Below are 18610 nucleotides of genomic sequence, written 5' to 3' on the forward strand. Positions count from 1 at the left end.
AGCGCGCCTCAATCCGGCAAAGTTCCGCCACTGCTTCAACACACGCTCGTCCTCAGAATTTGGTGCGGACACCAAAGGAAATGAACCGCCCCAGCGTACCGCCATTCGTATAGCCGGTCTGGCCATCAAAATAGGGCGGATCTTCGTCGAACAGATTGTCGACATTCATCGTCAGCGACGTGTTCGGCAACAGCGCCTTCAGGTCATAGCTGAAGAACAGGTCGACGGTGTTGAACGACGAAATGCGGTCCTGCGTCGTCGCGACGATCGGGAAACCCCCGCGATGGTTGAGCGAGGCATGGGCGGTGAAATCGCCGACGCTGCCGCCCAGTCCCGCAACGAAGAAGAAGCGGCCGGTGCCGTTCTTCAGATTGTCGGTTGTCGCCCCGCCCGCGACCGCCTGCGTATCGCGATTAAGCGTATAGGTGCCGGCAAAGCTGGCATTGATCGACCCGAAACCGGTCTGGCGCACATAGGACAGGTCGAAATCGATCCCGTCGGTCTTCACCCGGCCCAGATTGTTACGCCGCGCGTCGATCAGGACATAAGGTCCGGTGCCGGGGATACCGGGATAGAGGCTCGCCAAGCTCGGCGCGCCGTTGAGCAGCAGGCTCCCCACCGCCGCCTGCGACTGGGCGAGCGTCGGATTCAGGATGAAGAACCGGGCATAATTCTGGTCGGTATACAGCGTCGGCGACAGGAACGGCGCGAGGCCGATCGCATCCTTGAACTCGACGTTCCAGTAAGTCGCGCTGGCACGAAGGCCCGGCGCAAACTGGGGTTTCCAGTCGAAACCGAGCGACCATGTGTCGGCCTTTTCAGGCTTCAGGTTCGGGTTGCCGCCCGCGAGCACGATCGTCGGCCGCAGGAAATTCAGCAGGCTGTCGCCGGGCCGGATAAACGGGCTGTTGAGCAGGATCTGCGCCCGCGAATCCGCGGTGCTCGTCGTGTCGGCCAGGCTCGGCGCATGGAAGGACGTGCCCCAGTTGCCACGGATCGTCAAATCGTCGAACGGCTTGTAGTTGAGGCCGATCTTCGGGTTCGTCGTGCCGCCGACGTCATTATAGTCGTCGTGACGGATCGAGCCCGACAGCTGCAACCCGCGCAGGCCCGGCGAGCCGTTATCGGCGCCGACGATCGGCACCAGCAATTCGCCATAGATCGACTTCACCTTACGCGAGACGTTCGAATTCACCGCATTGGTGAAGACGTTGCGGCGGTCGAGCGAGATGCGCGAGACGAGATCTTCGTAATGATATTCGGCACCGACAGCGAGGCGGATATCGCCACCGGGGATCGTGACGAGCGTTCCGTCGAGCACCAGCCGTGCCTCGGCCAGTTGCTGCTTGGCTTCGCCGAAATTCTCGAAATCCTTGATCAGCGCAAGGACCGCGGGATTGGTCGCCGACGGGTTATACGGATTGAGCGCGGTCGCGAGGGTCGTGCCCGCCAGCGCGGCCGTCGCGGCGCTGGCATTGATCGCGCCCTCGCGGACAAGGTTATAGCTGCGGCCGTAATTGCCCTCGGCGCGCAAATTCCAGCCGCCGCCCAGCTTGAAGTCAAAGCTCGGGGTTACGCCCCACGAATCGAAGCGCTGATTGCTGACCAGACTGTCGCCGAACACGTCGGCGAACGAGATCGCGATGTTCTGCGCCGGCGCAAAGCTGAGCGGCCGGAAATAGGGATTGAGCGCAGTGATCGTACCGGTGAAGCCCGCCTGTGCCTGACGAATCTCGGTGTCACGCCGCGACCAGTAGGCGGTTACGTTGAACGCGACATTGTCGCTCAGTTCCTGATTGAGGCCGGCGAACACCGAATGCCGCGTTTCGCGCGGATAGATGTCGGCGAAATCGGTCTGATCGCATTTGTTGACCACGCCGGGCGTAAAGTTCGGCAGCGCATAGCTGATGTTGGGAAGCAAAGGCGAGATCAACGAACGGAGATCGGTGACATTGCCCGGCGCACAAGTCGTCTGGCGGAAATCGGTGCCGCCACGCGCCCTATTGTCGGCGGTCGAATAGTCGCGATCGATGCCCTGGATATTGTCGTGCCAGGCATAGGCATAGGAAATGAACAGCGATCCGCTGCCCCAATCCTTGCCCGCGGTCACATTGCCGTCGAAGCTTTTGTAATCGTCGGCGAAGCCATAGCGGGCGTTGACACCAATGCCGTTAAAGCTCTTGCGCGTGATGAAATTGATCACGCCGCCGATCGCATCCGAACCATAGATTGCCGAGCCGCCATCGGGCACGACCTCGACCCGTTCGATCACGTCGGGCGGAATGATCGACGGATCGACGGTGGTCTGAAGAATGCCTGCCCCGACGAGGCGGTGGCCATTCATCAGCACCAGCGTCGTGGCGCCGCCCGACGACCCCAGATTGCGGATATTGGGGCGGACCGTCGGGGCGCCGAACTGGCCGGTGCCGACAGGCTGCGTCATGAAATTGCCGACTTGCGGAATCGAGGCGAGCAAGTCGTTGGCATTGGCCGCGCCGGACACCAGCACATCCTCGCGGGTAACCCCGACAAGATTGGTGCCCGTCGGCGCAACGCCGCGCAGCAACGTACCAGTGACGACGATGTCCGCATCGCTCGGCGCGTCGGAATCGGCTTCCTGTGCATAGGCATTCGTCGCGCCGAGCAGCGCGCCCGCGCATGCCAGAACAGAAATGCCGCGCCGCCACGCGTCCCGCCGCGCAGCAAAATCCAGACCTGCAGTCGTCATCGCCTTCATCGCATCCTCCCATGCCCGCTTGACGGGCTATCCTTTTGGCGGAGGCGCCGCGTGCGGCTCACTCTTCCTCCGATGCAACGCTTCGTCAGAGCATTTTTGCATCACCGGTCATTATTTGTCTTTAACAATCACGTCAACGATCAAATTCAATCATTAGAACCTGAATAGCGCGGCGCGCCGCGGTTTTGCTGTGAGGGCTCTGGAAAATTCAGGCGATGATGACGCGGATGCCGGCGGCTTCCATCATCGCGATATGGCGTGGCTCGATCGCGGAGTCGGTGACAACGACATCGATCTCGTCGAGCGAACAAACGACATTGCCCGAAGGTCCCGAAAATTTGGAACTGTCGACGAGCACGATGATTTCGTCGGCGCGCTCGATCAGCCGGCGTTCGGCGGCGACGAGAATGACGTCGGCCTGCATCAATCCCGCAGGGCCCATCGACGCAGCGCCCATGAACAGTTTCGGCGCATGAAAGCGCGGCATGCCATCGTCGCCCGCGGCCGACAGGACAATATTCTGTTCGCGGAACACCTGGCCCGACGGCACGAGGATGCGCGTCGTCGACTGCGGCAACAGCGCACTGACGATATGGAGCGAGTTGGTCAAAACCTGCAGCGCGAGACCGTCGAGGTGCGGACACATCTGGAGCGTCGTCGAACCGCCGTCGATCATCACGCCTTCGCCCGGGATGCAGAACTGCGCCGCTGCGCGCCCGATGGCTTCCTTGGCGCTGCGGTTGCGGCCGATATTTTCGTGGAAGGGAATGCCCGACAGTCCGTCTTCGGACGTCCCGACGGTGCCGCTCGCCGCACCCGCACGCTTCGCACCGCCGCGCACGCGCGTGATGACTCCCGATTCTTCCAGCCGGTCGAGGTCGCGGCGGATCGTTGCTGGGGACGCCGCGACGCGGCTCTCAAGATCGCGGAACGAGACGAAGCCGCTTTCGCCCAGGCTGTCGAGGATCATTCTTTCGCGTTCGGCTGCGTGCATTTCGGTCCCTGTCTGGTTGCGTCTATTTGACGGGAGCTGCGCCGAGTTGCAATCGAATGATTAGACGATCCCCGCCGTCGTCCCGGCAGCCCGGCGTTCCTGCGCCTTGCGATCCCGCCAGCCGCTCGCGCGATAGGCGGCAATCGTGTCGATTGCCCCGCCCGATTCCAAACGCGCCGCGGCGAGAATCGGCGTCACATCGGTGCGATAGGCAGCGCGCAACGCCTGGAACGCCATCATCGTGTCGTTCGCCTCCTGCGCCGCCAGCAGCGCTTCGCGGTCGACGAGCAACGCCTTGGCATAGGCGGCGACGATCGCCTCGGCCGACGAGAGCATGCTTTCAATCGGGTCGGTCACATTGTGCGACTGGTCGATCATATAGGCGGGGCGAAAATCACCGCGCGGGTTCATCTCGGCCTCGATCAGCTCGTTGAAAACGAGGAACAGCTGGTGCGGGTTGATCGAGCCCGAGTCGAGATCGTCGTCGCCGTACTTGCTGTCATTGAAGTGGAAGCCGCCCAGCTTGTCGAAACGATGCAGCCGCGCGACAATCTGTTCGATATTCACATTCGGCGCGTGATGCCCCAGATCGACGAGGCATTTCGCCTTGTCGCCCAGTTCCTGCGCGACGAGGATCGAACTACCCCAGTCCGAAATGACGGTCGAGTAAAAGGCGGGTTCGAACATCTTGTGCTCGATCAGCATCCGCCAGTCGCCCGGAAGCGCGGCATAGACCTCCGATGCTGCATCCATATAGCGATCGAGCGAGCGGCCGAGATCCTGCTGACCCGGAAAATTGGTACCGTCGCCAACCCATACCGTCAGATCGGTGGCTCCGAGTTGCTTTCCGATCTCGATACATTCGATGTTGTGTGCGACCGCCTGCTCGCGCACCGCGGCGCGGGTCGAGGACAGCGATCCGGTGGCGTAGCTTTCCGCCTGCCCGGGCTGATCCTGAAACGTGTTCGAATTGATCGCGTCAAAGCCGAGCCCGAGCAAGGCCGCTTCCTCGCGCAGCGCGCGATAGTCGCTGACCTTGTCCCACGGAAAATGCGGGCTGACGCGCGGTGTCGCGCGGCCGAGCTGCTGGATAACCGCGCAATCCTCGAGCTTTTCGTGGATATTCGTCGGCTCGCCGGCGATCGGGAATTTGGCGAAGCGCGTGCCGCCACGCCCCGCACCCCAGCTCGGCACCGCAACCGAAAATCCGGCGACCTTCGACTTGATCGCGCCGATATCGATCCCACGCCGGCCAAGCTGGCGGCCCAGGCTGCCGTAATCATCGTCAAGCGCATCGCGGAGACCGGCGTTTAGCCGCTCGATGTCGTTCTGTGCGAGCGGCAAGTCGCCGGCCATAACTCTCTCCTGAACCTGTTTCTTATCGTGTAAAGGCCTGCGCGTTGCCCGCGTCGACATTGATCATGTTGCCGGTCGACTTTGCCGACATATCGCAGCTGAGGAAATAGACCGCTTCGGCGACATCCTCGGGCAATACGTCGCGTTTCAGCATCGAACGGTTGCGATAATGTTCTTCGAGCTCGCTGCCCGAATCGATGCCGTGTGCGCCCGCGCGTTCGCGGCGCCAGTCGCCGTCCCAGATGCGCGATCCCTTGATCACGGCGTCGGGATTGACCGTGTTCACGCGAATGCCGAACGGCGCACCTTCGAGCGCAAGGCAGCGCGCAAGGTGCAGCGCCGCGGCCTTGGCCGACGCATAGGCCGATGCGTTGGTCGCGGCGGCAATCCCGTTTTTCGACCCTATAAAGACGATCGATCCGCTACCTTGCGCCTTCATCAGCGGGAAGGCCGCGCGCGCGGTGAGGAAATAGCCCTGCGCGAGCACATCGTAATTGCGCTGCCACAGGTCGAGCGTCGTCTCCTCGATCGGCGCCGACGAGGCAATGCCGGCGTTGGCGACGAGGATGTCGAGCCCGCCGAATTCACGCGCACAAGCAGCGAAGGCGGCGCTGACCTGCATCTCGTCGGTGACATCGCAGACCGCCGAGCGGATCCGGTCGCGGCCGAAGCGGCCTTCCAGTTCCTGCGCGGCCTTGGTCAGCGCCTCGGCATCGCGATCGACGAGCATCACGCATGCATCGTCGGCGGCGAGCCGCTCGGCCGTGGCCGCGCCGATCCCGCCCGCGCCGCCGGTGACGAGCGCGATTCGCCCCGCGAGCGGCCTGGGTTTCGGCATGCGCTGAAGCTTCGCTTCCTCGAGCAGCCAATATTCGATGTCGAACGCTTCCTGTTCGTCGAGCCCGACATAGGCGCCGATCGCCTCGGCCCCGCGCATCACATTGATCGCATTGGCGTAGAATTCGCCCGCAAGCCGCGCGGTCGTCTTGTCACCGGCAAAGGTCATGCGGCCGACGCCCGGAACAAGCACGACGACCGGATTGGGATCGCGCATCGCTGGCGAATTGGGCCGCGCGCAGCGCTGATAATAAGCGGCATAAGCGGCGCGATACGCCTCGATACGCTCGGCCAGATAAATGCTGTCGTCGATCCGCGCGGGGTCAAGGACAAGCGGCGCAATCTTGGTGCGCAGGAAATGATCGGGGCATGACGTGCCGATCGCGGCGAGCTTCGCGAAATCGCGGCTGCCGGTGAATTCCAGCGTTTCGGCGTCGTCGGCGAAATGACCGACGCGACTGCCGCCCATCAGGCCGCGCAACAGCGGCATCAGCCTGGCAGCGGCCGACGCACGTTCGGCGGCAGGTCGCGGCGACGCCGCTTCTCCGCCAAAAGCCGGCGCCGCAGCCAGCTTCGCGTTCAGATAGTCGGCCGCGTCGGTGATCAGCGCGATCGTATTGTCATAGCAGCCCTTCGCGCTGTCGCTCCAGCAGATGATGCCGTGCCCCGCCAGCATCACGCCGCGCAGCCCCGGATGGGCGGCAACATAATCGCGCAGTTTCAGCCCGAGGTCGAAGCCCGGACGCTGCCAGGGCAACCAGCCGACGGCCCCGCCCCAGATCGTCTTCGTCGCGGCCTCGCCTTCGCTCGACGCCGCAAGCGCGATGATCGCGTCGGGGTGAACATGGTCGACATGCGCAAAGGGCAGATAGCTATGGAGCGGCGTGTCGATCGACGCCGCACGCGGATTGAGCGCGAAGGTGCAGTGCGGCAGATAACCGACCATCTCATCCTCATGCGCGAGCCCGCGATAGAGTTTTTCGAGCCCGAGCAGCCTGTCCTGATACAGCGTCGAAAACCCGTCGAGCTTCATCGAGCCGATGTCGCCGCCCGATCCCTTCACCCACAGGACGGAAACGGTTTCGCCCGTGAGCGGGTCGCGCGCTTCGAGCTTTGCCGATGTGTTGCCGCCGCCGAAATTGGTGACGGTCAGGTCGGAACCAAGCCGGTTCGAGCGATAGAGGAGCAGATCTTCGGGCGACTTGCCGACCGCCTCTTCGTCCGACCAGCGATTCGCCGGAATGGCAAAAAGCAACGCCGTAGCGCTTGATTCAGGTGTGGTATCCAGAAGATCGGGCATGAAGGAAACTCGTTGTTTCAACTATGACGGGACATGTATCGAAATCGCTGGCATCCTGCAATCAGTTTCGATAAAGTTCGATCAAATTCGGTCGGAACGAAGCAAAAGGGAGTAGGATGAAGGGCCGTGCAACCATAGTCCTCGATGTCGGAAAGACCTTGGCAAAGCTGAGCCTGTGGTCGCCCGACGGGGTGATGATCGAGCGGCAGGTGCGCGCCAATGCGCGCATCAAGACGGGCACCTATGCTGCGCTCGACGTCGCGGGGATCGAGGCGTGGGTTGCCGAAACGCTCCGCGACTTTGCGAAACTGGCCGATGTCGGCGCGATCCTGCCGGTCGGCCATGGCGCCGCTGCGGCGATCATCCGCGGCGACCGCCTCGCTTGCCCGCCGCTCGATTATGAAGAGGCGATACCTGCCGACCAGCGCGCCCGCTATGAAGCAGAGCGTGACGCCTTTTCCGATACCGGTTCGCCGTGCCTTCCGGACGGCCTTAATCTCGGTGCACAGATATTTTGGCTCGAAACGCTCGACCCCGATCTGGCGTCTGGCACCCGGATCCTGCCATGGGCACAATATTGGAGCTGGCTGCTGAGCGGCGTCGCTGCGTCGGAAGTGACGAGCCTCGGCTGTCATACCGACCTTTGGCATCCGCTGACGGGCCGCGCATCGAACCTCGCCGAGCGGCGCGGCTGGGCCACGCGATTGGCGCCGCTGCACGGTGCCGGCGAAGTCTTGGGGACGCTGACGCCCGCCTGGGTAACGCGCACCGGCCTTCCGGCAGACACCGAAGTCCATTGCGGACTGCACGATTCAAATGCGGCCTTGCTAGCGGCGCGCGGCTTTGCCGAGATCGCAGACACGGAATCGACCGTCCTGTCGACCGGCACCTGGTTCGTCGCGATGCGCTCGCCCAAGGATGTCGCCTCGCTCGACACCGGCGGCCTCGACGAAACGCGCGACTGCCTGATCAATGTCGACGCCTATGGCAAACCAATCCCCTCGGCCCGCTTCATGGGTGGACGCGAAATCGAGACGCTGATCGGCCTCGACACGCGGCAGATCGACATTGCACCCGACCAGCCCGCGCTACTCGCGGCGCTTCCGCACGTGCTGGAAAACGGTGCGATGGTGCTGCCGAGCTTCGCGCCAGGTTTCGGCCCCTTCCCCCACGCCCGCGGCCGCTGGATCGCAAGGCCCGACGATCCCGCTGCGCGCCGCGCCGCTGTGTCGCTCTATGCCGCGCTCGTCGCCGACACCGCGTTGAGCCTGATCGGGACGAAGGAACGGCTATTGATCGAGGGACGCTTTGCAGAAGGGCAGGTCTTCGTCCGTGCGCTCGCGGCGCTGCGCCCCGATCTTCGCGTTTACATCGGCAAGGCGCACAACGATGTCTCCTATGGCGCCCTACGCCTGCTCGACGCCACCCTGCCACCAGCCGAGCCGCTCGAACTCGTCGCGCCGCTCGACATCGATCTTTCATCCTATCGCAACCGGTGGCGGCAGGAAATCGAACGAGTGGAGGAAGCCGCGTGAAGCCTGCCTCGATCGGGGACTATCGCGAAGCCGCGCGGCGGCGCCTGCCCCATTTCCTCTTCGAATATTTCGATGGCGGCTCCTATGCCGAACACACGCTGCGCGCCAATATCGCGGATCTGCAGGATATTTCGCTGCGCCAGCGGGTGCTGAACGACGTGTCGGCAATCGATCTGTCGGCCAGCTTGTTCGGGCAGCAAATGTCGATGCCGGTCGCGCTGGGCCCCATCGGGCTTGCGGGCATGGCAGCGCGCCGCGGCGAGGTTCAAGCCGCGCGGGCGGCCGCCGCAAAGGGGGTCCCGTTCACGCTGTCGACCGTTTCGGCCTGTTCGCTTGCCGAGGTCGCACAAAGCTGCCCCACGCCTTTCTGGTTCCAGCTCTATATGGTGCGCGACCGCGGCTTCATGCGCACATTGCTCGACGAGGCAGGCGCGGCGCACTGTCCTGTGCTTGTGTTCACGGTCGACATGCCGCTCCCCGGCGCACGCTATCGCGACGTCCGGTCGGGTCTTTCTGGCGCGCCCGGCTTACGCGGTCAGGCACGGCGCGTCGGTCAGGCGATGAAGCGCCCCGGCTGGGCATGGGACGTCGGCGTCCGCGGCCGCCCGCATCAGCTCGGCAATGTCGCGCCGCTGCTCGGCCCCAAATCGGGACTCGAAGATTTCCTCGGCTGGATGAAGGATAATTTCGACCCGCGCGTGACCTGGTCCGACCTCGATTTCGTGCGCACGCACTGGAAGGGGCCGATCGTCATAAAGGGCATATTGGACGCCGACGACGCGCGCCGCGCCGCCGAAGCCGGGGTCGACGGGATCATCGTGTCGAACCATGGCGGGCGGCAACTCGACGGCGTGCCATCGGTGGCACGCGCCTTGCCCCGGATCACCGACGCGGTCGGCGACCGGCTGACCATTCTCGCCGACGGCGGGGTACGGTCGGGGCTCGATGTCGTGCGGATGCTCGCGCTCGGCGCGCAAGGCGTGCTGCTCGGCCGCGCCTGGGCCTTTGCGCTCGCGGCGGCGGGCGAAGCGGGCGTGCGGCACGTGCTGGACCTGATCGATGCCGAAATGCGCGTCGCGATGGCGCTTACCGGCATAACTCAAGTGGATAAAATCGGCCCGGAAACGCTGGCCGCCTGACGATGACGAACATGGGGACGAGGGGAGAATAATATGGATGCGAACCCGCTGCTTGGCGTGTTTTTTCACTGGCTGGGCGGGCTGTCGTCGGCGAGCTTCTATGTGCCGTACAAACGCATCCGTGCCTGGTCGTGGGAGATTTTCTGGATCACCGGCGGCATTTTCTCATGGTTGATCGCGCCGTGGCTGTTCGCGTCGATCCAGACGCACGACCTGATCGGCGTGCTCGGCCGGACGCCCGGCGATATCTGGTTCTGGTGCTGGTTCTGGGGCGCGATGTGGGGGCTTGGCGGACTGACCTTCGGGCTCACGATGCGCTACCTCGGCCTGTCGCTCGGCATGGCGGTCGCGCTCGGGCTGACGACCGTCATCGGCACGATGGGGCCACCGATCTTTCGCGGCACATTGGGCGACCTGTTCGCAACGACGAGCGGGCAGATGGTGTTCCTCGGCATCGCCATCACCTTGATCGGGATCGTCCTCGTCGCGCAAGCCGGCCGCCGCAAGGAGCGCGAGATGGCCGGCGCAATCGCCGAGGCCGACAAGTCCGAGTTCAACCTGCGCAAGGGGCTCGCGATCGCGGTCTTCTCCGGAATCATGTCCGGCTGTTTCGCATGGGGCCTCGACGCCGGAGCCCCGATCCGCGAGCTGACCCTCGCCGCCGGGACCGACCCGCTGTGGCAGGGATTGCCGGTGCTGTGCATCGTCCTGCTCGGCGGGCTCACCACCAACCTGATCTGGTGCGCCATCCTGATCACCCGCAACCGCAGCGTCCGGCAGTTCGTGGGCGAGGCCGCGCCCGGGGCGACCGAAAAACCACCGCTCGCGCTCAACTATGGCCTCGCCGCGCTCGGCGGCACGCTCTGGTATTTCCAGTTCTTCTTCTACACGATGGGCGAAAGCCAGATGGGGCGCTTCGGCTTTTCGAGCTGGACGCTGCACATGGCGAGCATCATCCTCTTCTCGACGCTCTGGGGCTTTGCGCTCAAGGAATGGGCGCCCGCAGGCAAACGCACGCGGGCGTTCGTCTGGCTGGGGATCGCAGTGCTGATGCTGTCGACGATTGTCATAGGCTATGGCAACAGTCTGGCGTGAAACGCCGTCATGCGTCGCGCGCGGGCTTGCGAGCCAAGGCCCCGAGAGAGCGAACCGCGCGCGGCCTTTCGAAGGACCGACCGACCTCAGCAAAGGCGGACAAGCGGTCGCTTTCGGAAAAATATGCGGATCGGCTCAAATGGCCGCTGCTGTTGCCGTGGAGGAGCAGTATGGCGCACCCGAAGGGATTCGAACCCCTGGCCTCTGCCTTCGGAGGGCAGCGCTCTATCCAGCTGAGCTACGGGTGCCAATAGAGCGCGGCCTCTAGCAAGCTCGCGCCGCGCCAGCAATGGGGTTGTTGCCGATTACCGACAAGTCCTTGCACGCGGCGGTGGCGGCGTGCGAAGCAACGCCCTAGGGAGCGCGCGTGAAACCATCCGAACAGAGCTGGCCGATGGCCGCCGATCTTTATGGCGAGATGCAGCTCGAGGCGAATCCGCCTGCCCGGCGGCGCTGGCGCGACTATCTGCCCGGCATTCTGGTCACCGGCATCGCGGCGCTCGCCGCCGCCTGGCTTGCCGACCATTATGCCGCGCCGCTGGTCCTGATGGGGCTGCTGATCGGTCTGGCGATGAGCTTCGTATCGCAAGACCGGCGCACCCATGCCGGGCTCGACCTGATGTCGCAGACCGCGCTGCGCATCGGGATCGTGCTTGTCGGGGCGCGGATAACAGCCCAGCAGCTTGTCGAACTGGGGCCGTTGCCCTTCGCCTTGCTGGTGCTGATCATGCTCGCGGTCATCCTTGTCACCGTCGCGAGCGCGCGGCTGTTTGCGCAGGATCGCCACGCCGCACTGCTCGCGGGCGGCGCGACCGCGATCTGCGGGGCCTCGGCCGCGCTCGCGCTCTATTCGCTGATTGGTGACAAGCGCGTCGATCAGGCGCGCTTCACGCTGACCCTCGTCGGCATCACCGTCGCAAGCGCGCTGGCGATGACGCTCTACCCCGTGCTCGCCGGAGAGCTCGGCCTGACCGATGCGCAAGCGGGGTTCCTCATCGGCGCGTCGATCCATGACGTCGCGCAGGCGATCGGCGGCGGCTTTTCCTTTTCGCCCGAGGCCGGCGAGGTGGCGACGATCGTCAAGCTGACGCGTGTTGCGCTGCTCGCGCCGATGCTGATGCTCGTCGCACTATGGCTCGGCCGCAGCGGCGAAGGCAGCGGCAAGACGCGGATTCCGCTGCGTCTGCCCTGGTTCATTGTCGGCTTCCTGGCGATCGCCGCGGTCAATTCGCTGATCGCGATCCCGAAACCCGCGCAGGATGCGGCAGCGACGGGCGCGCAGGCACTGCTGCTGCTCGCAGTCGTCGCAACGGCAATGAAGGCCCGGCTGCACCTGTTGCTCGATCAGGGGTGGCGGAGTTTTGCACCGATCATCGTCGCGACGCTGACCAGCTTTCTGCTCTCACTGGCGGCCGCGCTGAGTCTCTGACGCCGTGACGCCATATGAGACGCGCATCCTGAACCCTTCGTGCTGAGCTTGTCGAAGCACCGTTCTTTCTTTTGACGCCCAAAGGAAGAGCGGCCCTTCGACAAGCTCAGGGCGAACGGTTTAGAAAATAGCTTGAAGGCTTAGGATTTCGGCAGCGCCCAGCTGACGGTCAGCTGTGTCGCGCGGCGCGGGATATCGAGCTTCGCTTCGCTGAAATTGACCTTTTCGTTGGGCGGCAACATCCGCACCGGCGGCTTGATCGTCCAGCTATAGACGATCGTTCCCTGCGCATCGCGCAGTTCGGCGAGGATGGGCGGCACGCGCTGTTCGCGATCGGTGGGGTTGATGATCACCCCCGACGCCGCAAAATAGATCGTCCCGTCGGCGAGTTCGCGATGATCCTGGTTCGGCGGCAGCTCGATCACCAGATCGGGTTCGGCCGCCATGCCCGGCAGACCCAGCCCCTGCGCCCAACCCGGCAGGCCGAAATATGCGAGACCCGCAGTCGCGGCGAGCATCAGCACCGCTGCACTCGCGGCGATCAGGGTCCAACGCTTCGCCGGATTGCGCCGCGGACGGCGAAAGGGAAGCGGCGCCTCGTCGACCGCGGGCGCCACACGCGCTGCCGGCTCGGCAGCCGCAAAGGCGGGGGGCGGAGCCGGTTCGGCGGCCCGCGCGGGTTCGGGGAAATTGGAATAGGTTGCGGCCGGCACCGGGGCCGGGGCCGGGGCCGGCTCGGCGGGCGGTGCGACAATCGGGGCCGGAGCCGGGGCCGTCTCCGCAACCGGCACAGCCCCAGGCTCCTGGAACCAGCTATGGCGGCAATTGGCGCAGCGCACGGTACGGCCCGTCGGTCCGATTGCCGTATCGGGCACGACATAGCGCGTGTGGCAGGACGGGCAGGCGAGGATCATGGGGTTTCTCTAAACACGCTGATTCGCAGCGTTGCAAGCGCTGCGTGCCGCGCTTGCCCCTACTCGCCGCTTTACGTCGGTGAACAGCCGTGTAACAGGCGTCGGCATGAGCGCTGAGGCTCCCCTGTTCCGCGAACCGGCGAAGGCGCGAAACCACGCGCGGGTGACGCCATGACGGATGGCTCCCCGCCTCGCCCCGGCGGCGCGATGGTCGAATTCGATGGGGTCGGCCTCCGCTATGGCCCCGACGCCGAGGTTTTGAGCGACATCAGCTTCAACCTGCAGCCGGGCAGCTTCTATTTCCTGACCGGCGCATCGGGGGCGGGCAAGACCTCGCTGCTCAAGATGCTCTATCTCGCGCAGCGGCCGAGCCGCGGCATCGTCCGCCTGTTCGGCGAGGATCTGGTCGCGATGCCGCGCCAGCGCCTGCCCGGATTTCGCCGCCGTATCGGCGTCGTGTTTCAGGATTTCCGGTTGATTCCGCATCTGTCGGCGCGCGACAACATCGCCTTGCCGCTACGCATCGCCGGGGTCAGCGAAGAGGATCTGTCGGGCCCTGTCGGCGAAATGCTCAGCTGGATCGGTCTCGACGAACGCGCCGAAGCGCACCCCGCGACGCTGTCGGGCGGCGAGCAGCAACGCGTTGCGATTGCACGCGCGGTGATCGCCCGCCCGCAATTGCTCATCGCCGACGAACCGACGGGTAACGTCGACCCCGAGATGGCAATGCGCCTGCTCGGGTTGTTCGAGGCATTGAACCGCCTTGGCACCACGGTCGTCGTCGCGACCCACGACATCCACCTGATCAGCCGCATCGAAAATGCGCAGATGATGCGGCTTGAAAGAGGGCGCCTCTCCGATCCCACCGGCGCGCTGCGCTATCCGCCGGCGAACAGGGCATGACCGGGGCATGATCATTCCGCGCGTTCCCGTCCAGCACCGCCGCCTGCTTCCCGACCGCCGCCTGTCGGGGCCGACCCCGTGGGTCATTGCGATTCTGATGATGCTGACTTTGCTCGCCGCCGCCGCCGGGGTCGGGCTCGCGCGCTCGGCAAATGCGATCGGCGACGCGATCGCCGGCCGCGTGACCGTGCAGATCGTCACCGCGAACCCGGTGCTGCGCGCCGAACAGGCCGTCGCGCTTCGCCGCGCTGCCGCCGCGCAGCCCTTCGTCCTTTCGGCGCGCTCGGTCGAGCAGGAAGAATTGCAGGCGACGCTCGGCCAATGGTTCGGCAGCGCCGAAGGCGACGATCCGGTGTTGAAGTCGCTCCCGCTGCCGGCCTTGGTCGACATCGATTTCGTCGGCGAGGACCGTACGGGCCATATGCGCGCGCTACAGACGCTCGTCGCGCGCGAGGCGCCCGGCGCGCGCATCATCCCCCACGCCGAATGGCTTGGCCCGGTCGCGCGGCTGATCCGTTCGCTGGCTTGGGTCGCGGGCGGGCTCGTCCTGCTGATGACATTGGCGAGCGCAGCGGTGGTGATCATGACCGCGCGCGCCGCGCTCGCCACCCATTTTCCGACGATCGAGATGCTCCACCTGATCGGCGCGACCGACCGCCAGATCACGCGGCTGTTCCAACGCCGCATTGCGATCGACACCGCGTACGGAATCATCCTCGGCAGCGTCGTCGCGGCGGCGATCCTGCTGCTGATCGGCTGGCAATGGGCGGGCGTCACGTCGGGACTCGCCGCCACCGCGTCGTTCGGCCCCGCTGGCTGGGCGCTCTTGCTGGCGCTCCCGCTATTGGCTATCGCGCTTGCAGCCCTTACCGCGCGCCAAACCTTGCTTGCCGCGCTCAAGAAGATTCTATGATCAAGCGATTGATTTCCCTGATTTTCCTGGCCTGGGTACTCGGCTTTGCGTGGTTTGCGCTGCTCCTGCCCTTGCCCGCAGAAGCGCAGAAGACCGACGCGATCGTCGTGCTGACTGGCGGGCCGGGGCGCATCGACCGCGCGCTCGAACGGCTCGAGGCGGGCGATGCCAAACGCCTGTTGATCAGCGGCGTTGCGCGCGAGGTGAAACCCCATGAACTCGCCGCCACCTACAAGCGCCCGCAGCATCTGTTCGATTGCTGCATCGCGCTGGGGTTCGAGGCCGAGGATACGCGCTCGAACGCCACCGAAGTTGCGACCTGGGTTGCGCGGCGCAACTATAAGAGCATCCGGCTGATCACCACCGACTGGCACATGCGCCGCGCCGAATATGAAATCGGCCGCGCGATCGGCGACAAGGTGACGATCCTGCCCGACGCGGTGCGCAGCCAGCCCAATTTCGCGACCTTGTTTCGCGAATATCACAAATATCTGGCCGGACTGGCGGGCGGGCTGCTCGGTCTGTGAGATACGGCATCGCCCTCTTTCGCTCGATCCTGTTCTGGATCGCCTTCTTCGTGATGAGCAGCATCTCGTCGATCGGCGGCGTGATCGCGCTGCCGATTTCGCACCGCGGCACGATCTTCTTCGTGCGCATCTGGGCGCAGATGCATCGGCTCTTCTGCCGCTTTCTGCTCGGTCAGACGATCGTCGTCGAGGGCGAGATGCCCGACATCCCGGTGCTCTATGTCTTCAAGCATGAATCGGCGTTCGAAACGGTCGAACAGCCGATGCTGTTCAAGCACCCCGCGGTGTTCGCCAAGGAAGAGCTGTTCTCGATTCCCGTCTGGGGTCAGGCGGCGCGCTTCTATGGCCTGATCCCCGTCGACCGCGACGGCGGCGGCAAGGCGATGCGCGCGATGCTCGGCGCGGCAAAAGCCGCACTCGCCGCGGGACGGCCGCTGGTCCTGTTCGCCGAGGGAACGCGCGTTCCGCACGGACAGGCGCCAGGATTGCGTCCGGGCTTTGCCGGCATGTACCGCTTGCTGGGCGTGCCGGTGATTCCCGTCGCGGTGAACAGCGGCCTTGCCTTTCCGCCGCGCCGCTGGGTCAAATGGCCGGGTACGATCACCTACAAGGTCGGCGAAACGATCCCCGCCGGCCTGCCGCGCGAAGAAGCCGAAGAACGGGTTCGCGTGGCCATCAATGCGTTGAATCCGGCGGAAGCGTTGCTGGCCGTTACAAACTCTTAAATCCGTTCGCATCGAGCGAAGTCGAGATGCCCCGAAGACGTGCACGCACGATGGGTGTCTCGACTTCGCTCGACACGAACGGATACGCGGGTTCGGTTAATGCTTGCGCCCGAAATCGGGCGCCGGATCGTCCTGACCCTCGGCAATGATCGACCGGCGGATGGCGCGGGTGCGCGTAAACCAGTCTTCGAGTTTGTCGGCGTCGCCGCGGCGGATCGCCTGCTGCAGGACCGTCAGATCCTCGTTGAACCGCTGGAGCGTCGCGAGCACGGCGTCCTTGTTGGCGAGGAACACGTCGCGCCACATCACCGGGTCGCTCGCCGCGATGCGCGTGAAATCGCGGAAGCCGCCCGCCGAATATTTGATCACCTCGCTCTCGGTGACCTCTTCGAGCTCGCTCGCGGTACCGACGATCGTATAGGCGATGAGGTGCGGCAAATGGCTCGTCACCGCGAGCACCATGTCGTGATGCGCGGCGTCCATGACGTCGACCTTGGCGCCCAGTGCCTCCCAGAATCCGGCAACCGCCGCGACCGCATCGGCGGGGGCATCGGCGCCGGGGGTCAATATGCACCAGCGCCCGTCGAACAGGCTCGCAAAACCCGCCGCCGGCCCGCTATTTTCGGTGCCTGCCACAGGATGCGCGGGGATGACGACATGCGCGGGAAGCGCTTTCGCCAGCGCCGCGGCAACCCCGGCTTTCGACGAGCCGACATCCGAAATGATGGCATGCGCGGACAAACCTGGCGCGATCGCCGCGGCGGCATCGGCCATGCCGCCAACCGGAACCGCGAGGATGACGAGGTCGGCATCGGCGACCGCGTCGACGGCATCGTCGGAGATCCGGTCGCACAGGCCCAAACCGCTTGCAACACCGCGCACGCCGGCGCTGGCGTCATGGCCGGTGACCGCCACCTGCGGCAGCCGGTCCTTGATAGCGCGCGCAATCGACGAGCCGATCAGGCCCAGCCCGATAATCGCGACCCTCCCGACGCTGCGCGCCATCGGATCAGCCTTCCAGCGCGGCGCGGATCGCCGCCGCGAGTCCGCGCGTCTCGTCTTCGGTGCCGATCGTCATGCGCAGCGCGTGCGGCAGGCCCTGCGACGGCAGCCAGCGCACGATATAGCCCGCGTCCATCAGCGCCGCGTTCATCGCCTCGGCGGTGACCTTGCCCTCGAACAGCACGAGCAGAAAATTGGTCGCCGACGGCACGACGCGGACGCCGTGGTTGCCCAGACTCTCGAGCTCGCCCGTCAGCCAGGCGCGCCATTCGGCATTTTGCGCGCGGCTATAATTGACGAATTCATCGTCGCCGATCGCCGCGATTGCGGCTTCCTGCCCGCAGCGCGTGACGTTGAACGGCGCGCGGATCTTGTGCAGCGCCGAAATCACGTCGCTCGATGCATAGCCCCAGCCGATGCGTTCGGCGGCAAGGCCGTGAATCTTCGAAAAGGTGCGCGTGATAAAGACATTGGCCGCACTTTCGGCGAGCGCGAGCCCGTCGTCATCCTCGTCCGGCTCGAGATATTCGGCATAGGCCTGATCGAGCACGAAGAGCACGTCTGCCGGCAATCCGGCGTGGAGCCGGGCAATATCGGCGCGCGACGACAGCGTGCCGGTCGGATTGTTCGGATTGGCAACGAAGACGACGCGGGTCTTGTCGGTCACCGCCGCGAGCAGCGCATCGACATCGGTCGCATAGTCCCGATCGGAGGCTTCGACCGGGGTCGCGCCGACCCGCCGCGCGGCGATTTCATAGACCGCGAAACCGTAACGCACATACAGGACTTCATCGCCCGGCCCGGCATAGGCACTCGTCGCAAGGTGGAGCAGTTCGTCCGAACCGGTGCCATAGATGACGCGCGCCGGATCGAGGCCGTATTTGTCGGCGATCGCGTGGCGCAGCGCCGCAGCGCCAGGGTCGGGATAGCGTGCGAGGTCACCCGCGGCGGCGATAAACGCTTCGCGCGCCTTATTGCCCGTTCCCAGCGGATTCTCGTTCGCCGACAATTTGACGAGCGGACGGCCGTCGGCCCCCGCCGACTTGCCGGGAACATAGGGGGCAATGCCGCTGATCCACGGCTTCGGGCTAAGGGTCGGGGTCGCGTCGGTCATGCCGCGCCGTTTAACGGCTGCGCGGCCCAAGTCCAGCGTCTCGTCCAGCACGTTGACAGCCGTCGCGCGCCCGCTTAGCCCCGCCGCATC

The 18610-nt window shown here is 65.0% G+C and carries 15 protein-coding genes and 1 tRNA gene; 8 read left to right on the forward strand and 8 right to left on the reverse strand.

The genetic code is table 11. The features are described 5' to 3' along the window. Window positions 1–52: 52 nt before the first annotated feature. From AC07NV_RS06725 to AC07NV_RS06740, 4 genes are all read right to left on the reverse strand, one after another. Window positions 53–2737: a TonB-dependent receptor domain-containing protein gene (locus AC07NV_RS06725; protein ID WP_495165571.1), complete on the reverse strand. Its 2685-nt coding sequence runs from the start codon at window positions 2735–2737 to the stop codon at window positions 53–55. Window positions 2738–2945: 208 nt separating this feature from the next. Beyond that, window positions 2946–3707 carry a DeoR/GlpR family DNA-binding transcription regulator gene (locus AC07NV_RS06730; protein WP_495165572.1) on the reverse strand — a complete coding sequence of 254 codons (762 nt, stop codon included), beginning with the start codon at window positions 3705–3707 and terminating at the stop codon, window positions 2946–2948. Window positions 3708–3791: 84 nt separating this feature from the next. After that, the gene (gene rhaI, locus AC07NV_RS06735; protein WP_495165573.1) at window positions 3792–5087 is read right to left on the reverse strand and encodes an L-rhamnose catabolism isomerase; all 1296 of its coding nucleotides are present in this window, start codon (window positions 5085–5087) and stop codon (window positions 3792–3794) included. Window positions 5088–5109: 22 nt separating this feature from the next. After that, entirely contained in the window at window positions 5110–7224 is a 2115-nt protein-coding gene (locus tag AC07NV_RS06740) for a bifunctional rhamnulose-1-phosphate aldolase/short-chain dehydrogenase (protein WP_495165574.1), read from the reverse strand. A gap of 116 nt (window positions 7225–7340) precedes the next feature. Here AC07NV_RS06740 and AC07NV_RS06745 point away from each other — a divergent pair, with 116 nt between their 5' ends. The 3 genes from AC07NV_RS06745 to rhaT are packed head-to-tail and all read left to right on the forward strand — an operon-like array spanning window position 7341 to window position 10993. Then, a complete protein-coding gene (locus tag AC07NV_RS06745) occupies window positions 7341–8759 on the forward strand; it encodes an FGGY-family carbohydrate kinase (RefSeq protein ID WP_495165575.1) in 1419 nt (472 codons plus the stop codon). Then, window positions 8756–9898 carry an FMN-dependent L-lactate dehydrogenase LldD gene (gene lldD / locus AC07NV_RS06750; protein ID WP_495165576.1) on the forward strand — a complete coding sequence of 381 codons (1143 nt, stop codon included), beginning with the start codon at window positions 8756–8758 and terminating at the stop codon, window positions 9896–9898. The genes AC07NV_RS06745 and lldD overlap by 4 nt, the downstream gene beginning before the upstream one ends. A 33-nt stretch (window positions 9899–9931) precedes the next feature. Further along, a complete protein-coding gene (gene rhaT / locus AC07NV_RS06755) occupies window positions 9932–10993 on the forward strand; it encodes an L-rhamnose/proton symporter RhaT (RefSeq protein ID WP_495165577.1) in 1062 nt (353 codons plus the stop codon). Window positions 10994–11164: 171 nt separating this feature from the next. On the opposite strand, the gene AC07NV_RS06760 is transcribed toward rhaT, so the two are convergent. Next, window positions 11165–11241: transfer RNA gene (locus AC07NV_RS06760), tRNA-Arg, on the reverse strand. Window positions 11242–11360: 119 nt separating this feature from the next. On the opposite strand from AC07NV_RS06760, the gene AC07NV_RS06765 reads away from it, so the two are divergent. Then, entirely contained in the window at window positions 11361–12422 is a 1062-nt protein-coding gene (locus AC07NV_RS06765) for a YeiH family protein (protein WP_495165578.1), read from the forward strand. A gap of 140 nt (window positions 12423–12562) precedes the next feature. Here AC07NV_RS06765 and AC07NV_RS06770 read toward each other — a convergent pair whose 3' ends face one another. Next, window positions 12563–13336, reverse strand: coding sequence for a zinc-ribbon domain-containing protein (locus AC07NV_RS06770; RefSeq protein WP_495165579.1), 774 nt, complete (start codon window positions 13334–13336; stop codon window positions 12563–12565). Between the two features lie 207 nt (window positions 13337–13543). Between AC07NV_RS06770 and ftsE the strand changes: the two genes are divergently transcribed. The 4 genes from ftsE to AC07NV_RS06790 are packed head-to-tail and all read left to right on the forward strand — an operon-like array spanning window position 13544 to window position 16404. Next, window positions 13544–14239 carry a cell division ATP-binding protein FtsE gene (gene ftsE, locus AC07NV_RS06775; protein ID WP_495165580.1) on the forward strand — a complete coding sequence of 232 codons (696 nt, stop codon included), beginning with the start codon at window positions 13544–13546 and terminating at the stop codon, window positions 14237–14239. A 7-nt stretch (window positions 14240–14246) separates the two neighbouring features. Then, window positions 14247–15152 carry a cell division protein FtsX gene (locus tag AC07NV_RS06780; protein WP_495165581.1) on the forward strand — a complete coding sequence of 302 codons (906 nt, stop codon included), beginning with the start codon at window positions 14247–14249 and terminating at the stop codon, window positions 15150–15152. Next, entirely contained in the window at window positions 15149–15679 is a 531-nt protein-coding gene (locus AC07NV_RS06785) for a YdcF family protein (RefSeq protein WP_495165582.1), read from the forward strand. Before AC07NV_RS06780 ends, AC07NV_RS06785 begins: the two co-directional genes overlap by 4 nt. Then, a complete protein-coding gene (locus tag AC07NV_RS06790; protein WP_495165583.1) occupies window positions 15676–16404 on the forward strand; it encodes a lysophospholipid acyltransferase family protein in 729 nt (242 codons plus the stop codon). Before AC07NV_RS06785 ends, AC07NV_RS06790 begins: the two co-directional genes overlap by 4 nt. Before the next feature lie 96 nt (window positions 16405–16500). Here AC07NV_RS06790 and AC07NV_RS06795 read toward each other — a convergent pair whose 3' ends face one another. Both AC07NV_RS06795 and hisC read right to left on the reverse strand, forming a co-directional pair. Next, window positions 16501–17409 carry a prephenate/arogenate dehydrogenase family protein gene (locus AC07NV_RS06795; RefSeq protein WP_495165584.1) on the reverse strand — a complete coding sequence of 303 codons (909 nt, stop codon included), beginning with the start codon at window positions 17407–17409 and terminating at the stop codon, window positions 16501–16503. Window positions 17410–17413: 4 nt separating this feature from the next. After that, complete coding sequence (gene hisC / locus AC07NV_RS06800; protein ID WP_495165585.1) at window positions 17414–18520, reverse strand: histidinol-phosphate transaminase; 1107 nt, start codon at window positions 18518–18520, stop codon at window positions 17414–17416. Window positions 18521–18610: the final 90 nt, after the last annotated feature.

This window comes from Sphingopyxis sp. GW821-FHT10B01 (genome assembly GCF_059415685.1).

Excerpts from the sequence above, each read along its gene's own strand:
- AC07NV_RS06725 (WP_495165571.1), bottom strand. The coding sequence starts at position 2,737 with ATGAAGGCGATGACGACTGCAGGTCTGGATTTTGCTGCGCGGCGGGAC.
- AC07NV_RS06730 (WP_495165572.1), bottom strand. The coding sequence starts at position 3,707 with ATGATCCTCGACAGCCTGGGCGAAAGCGGCTTCGTCTCGTTCCGCGAT.
- rhaI (WP_495165573.1), bottom strand. The coding sequence starts at position 5,087 with ATGGCCGGCGACTTGCCGCTCGCACAGAACGACATCGAGCGGCTAAAC.
- AC07NV_RS06740 (WP_495165574.1), bottom strand. The coding sequence starts at position 7,224 with ATGCCCGATCTTCTGGATACCACACCTGAATCAAGCGCTACGGCGTTG.
- AC07NV_RS06745 (WP_495165575.1), top strand. The coding sequence starts at position 7,341 with ATGAAGGGCCGTGCAACCATAGTCCTCGATGTCGGAAAGACCTTGGCA.
- rhaT (WP_495165577.1), top strand. The coding sequence starts at position 9,932 with ATGGATGCGAACCCGCTGCTTGGCGTGTTTTTTCACTGGCTGGGCGGG.
- AC07NV_RS06770 (WP_495165579.1), bottom strand. The coding sequence starts at position 13,336 with ATGATCCTCGCCTGCCCGTCCTGCCACACGCGCTATGTCGTGCCCGAT.
- ftsE (WP_495165580.1), top strand. The coding sequence starts at position 13,544 with ATGGTCGAATTCGATGGGGTCGGCCTCCGCTATGGCCCCGACGCCGAG.
- AC07NV_RS06780 (WP_495165581.1), top strand. The coding sequence starts at position 14,247 with ATGATCATTCCGCGCGTTCCCGTCCAGCACCGCCGCCTGCTTCCCGAC.
- AC07NV_RS06785 (WP_495165582.1), top strand. The coding sequence starts at position 15,149 with ATGATCAAGCGATTGATTTCCCTGATTTTCCTGGCCTGGGTACTCGGC.
- AC07NV_RS06795 (WP_495165584.1), bottom strand. The coding sequence starts at position 17,409 with ATGGCGCGCAGCGTCGGGAGGGTCGCGATTATCGGGCTGGGCCTGATC.
- hisC (WP_495165585.1), bottom strand. The coding sequence starts at position 18,520 with ATGACCGACGCGACCCCGACCCTTAGCCCGAAGCCGTGGATCAGCGGC.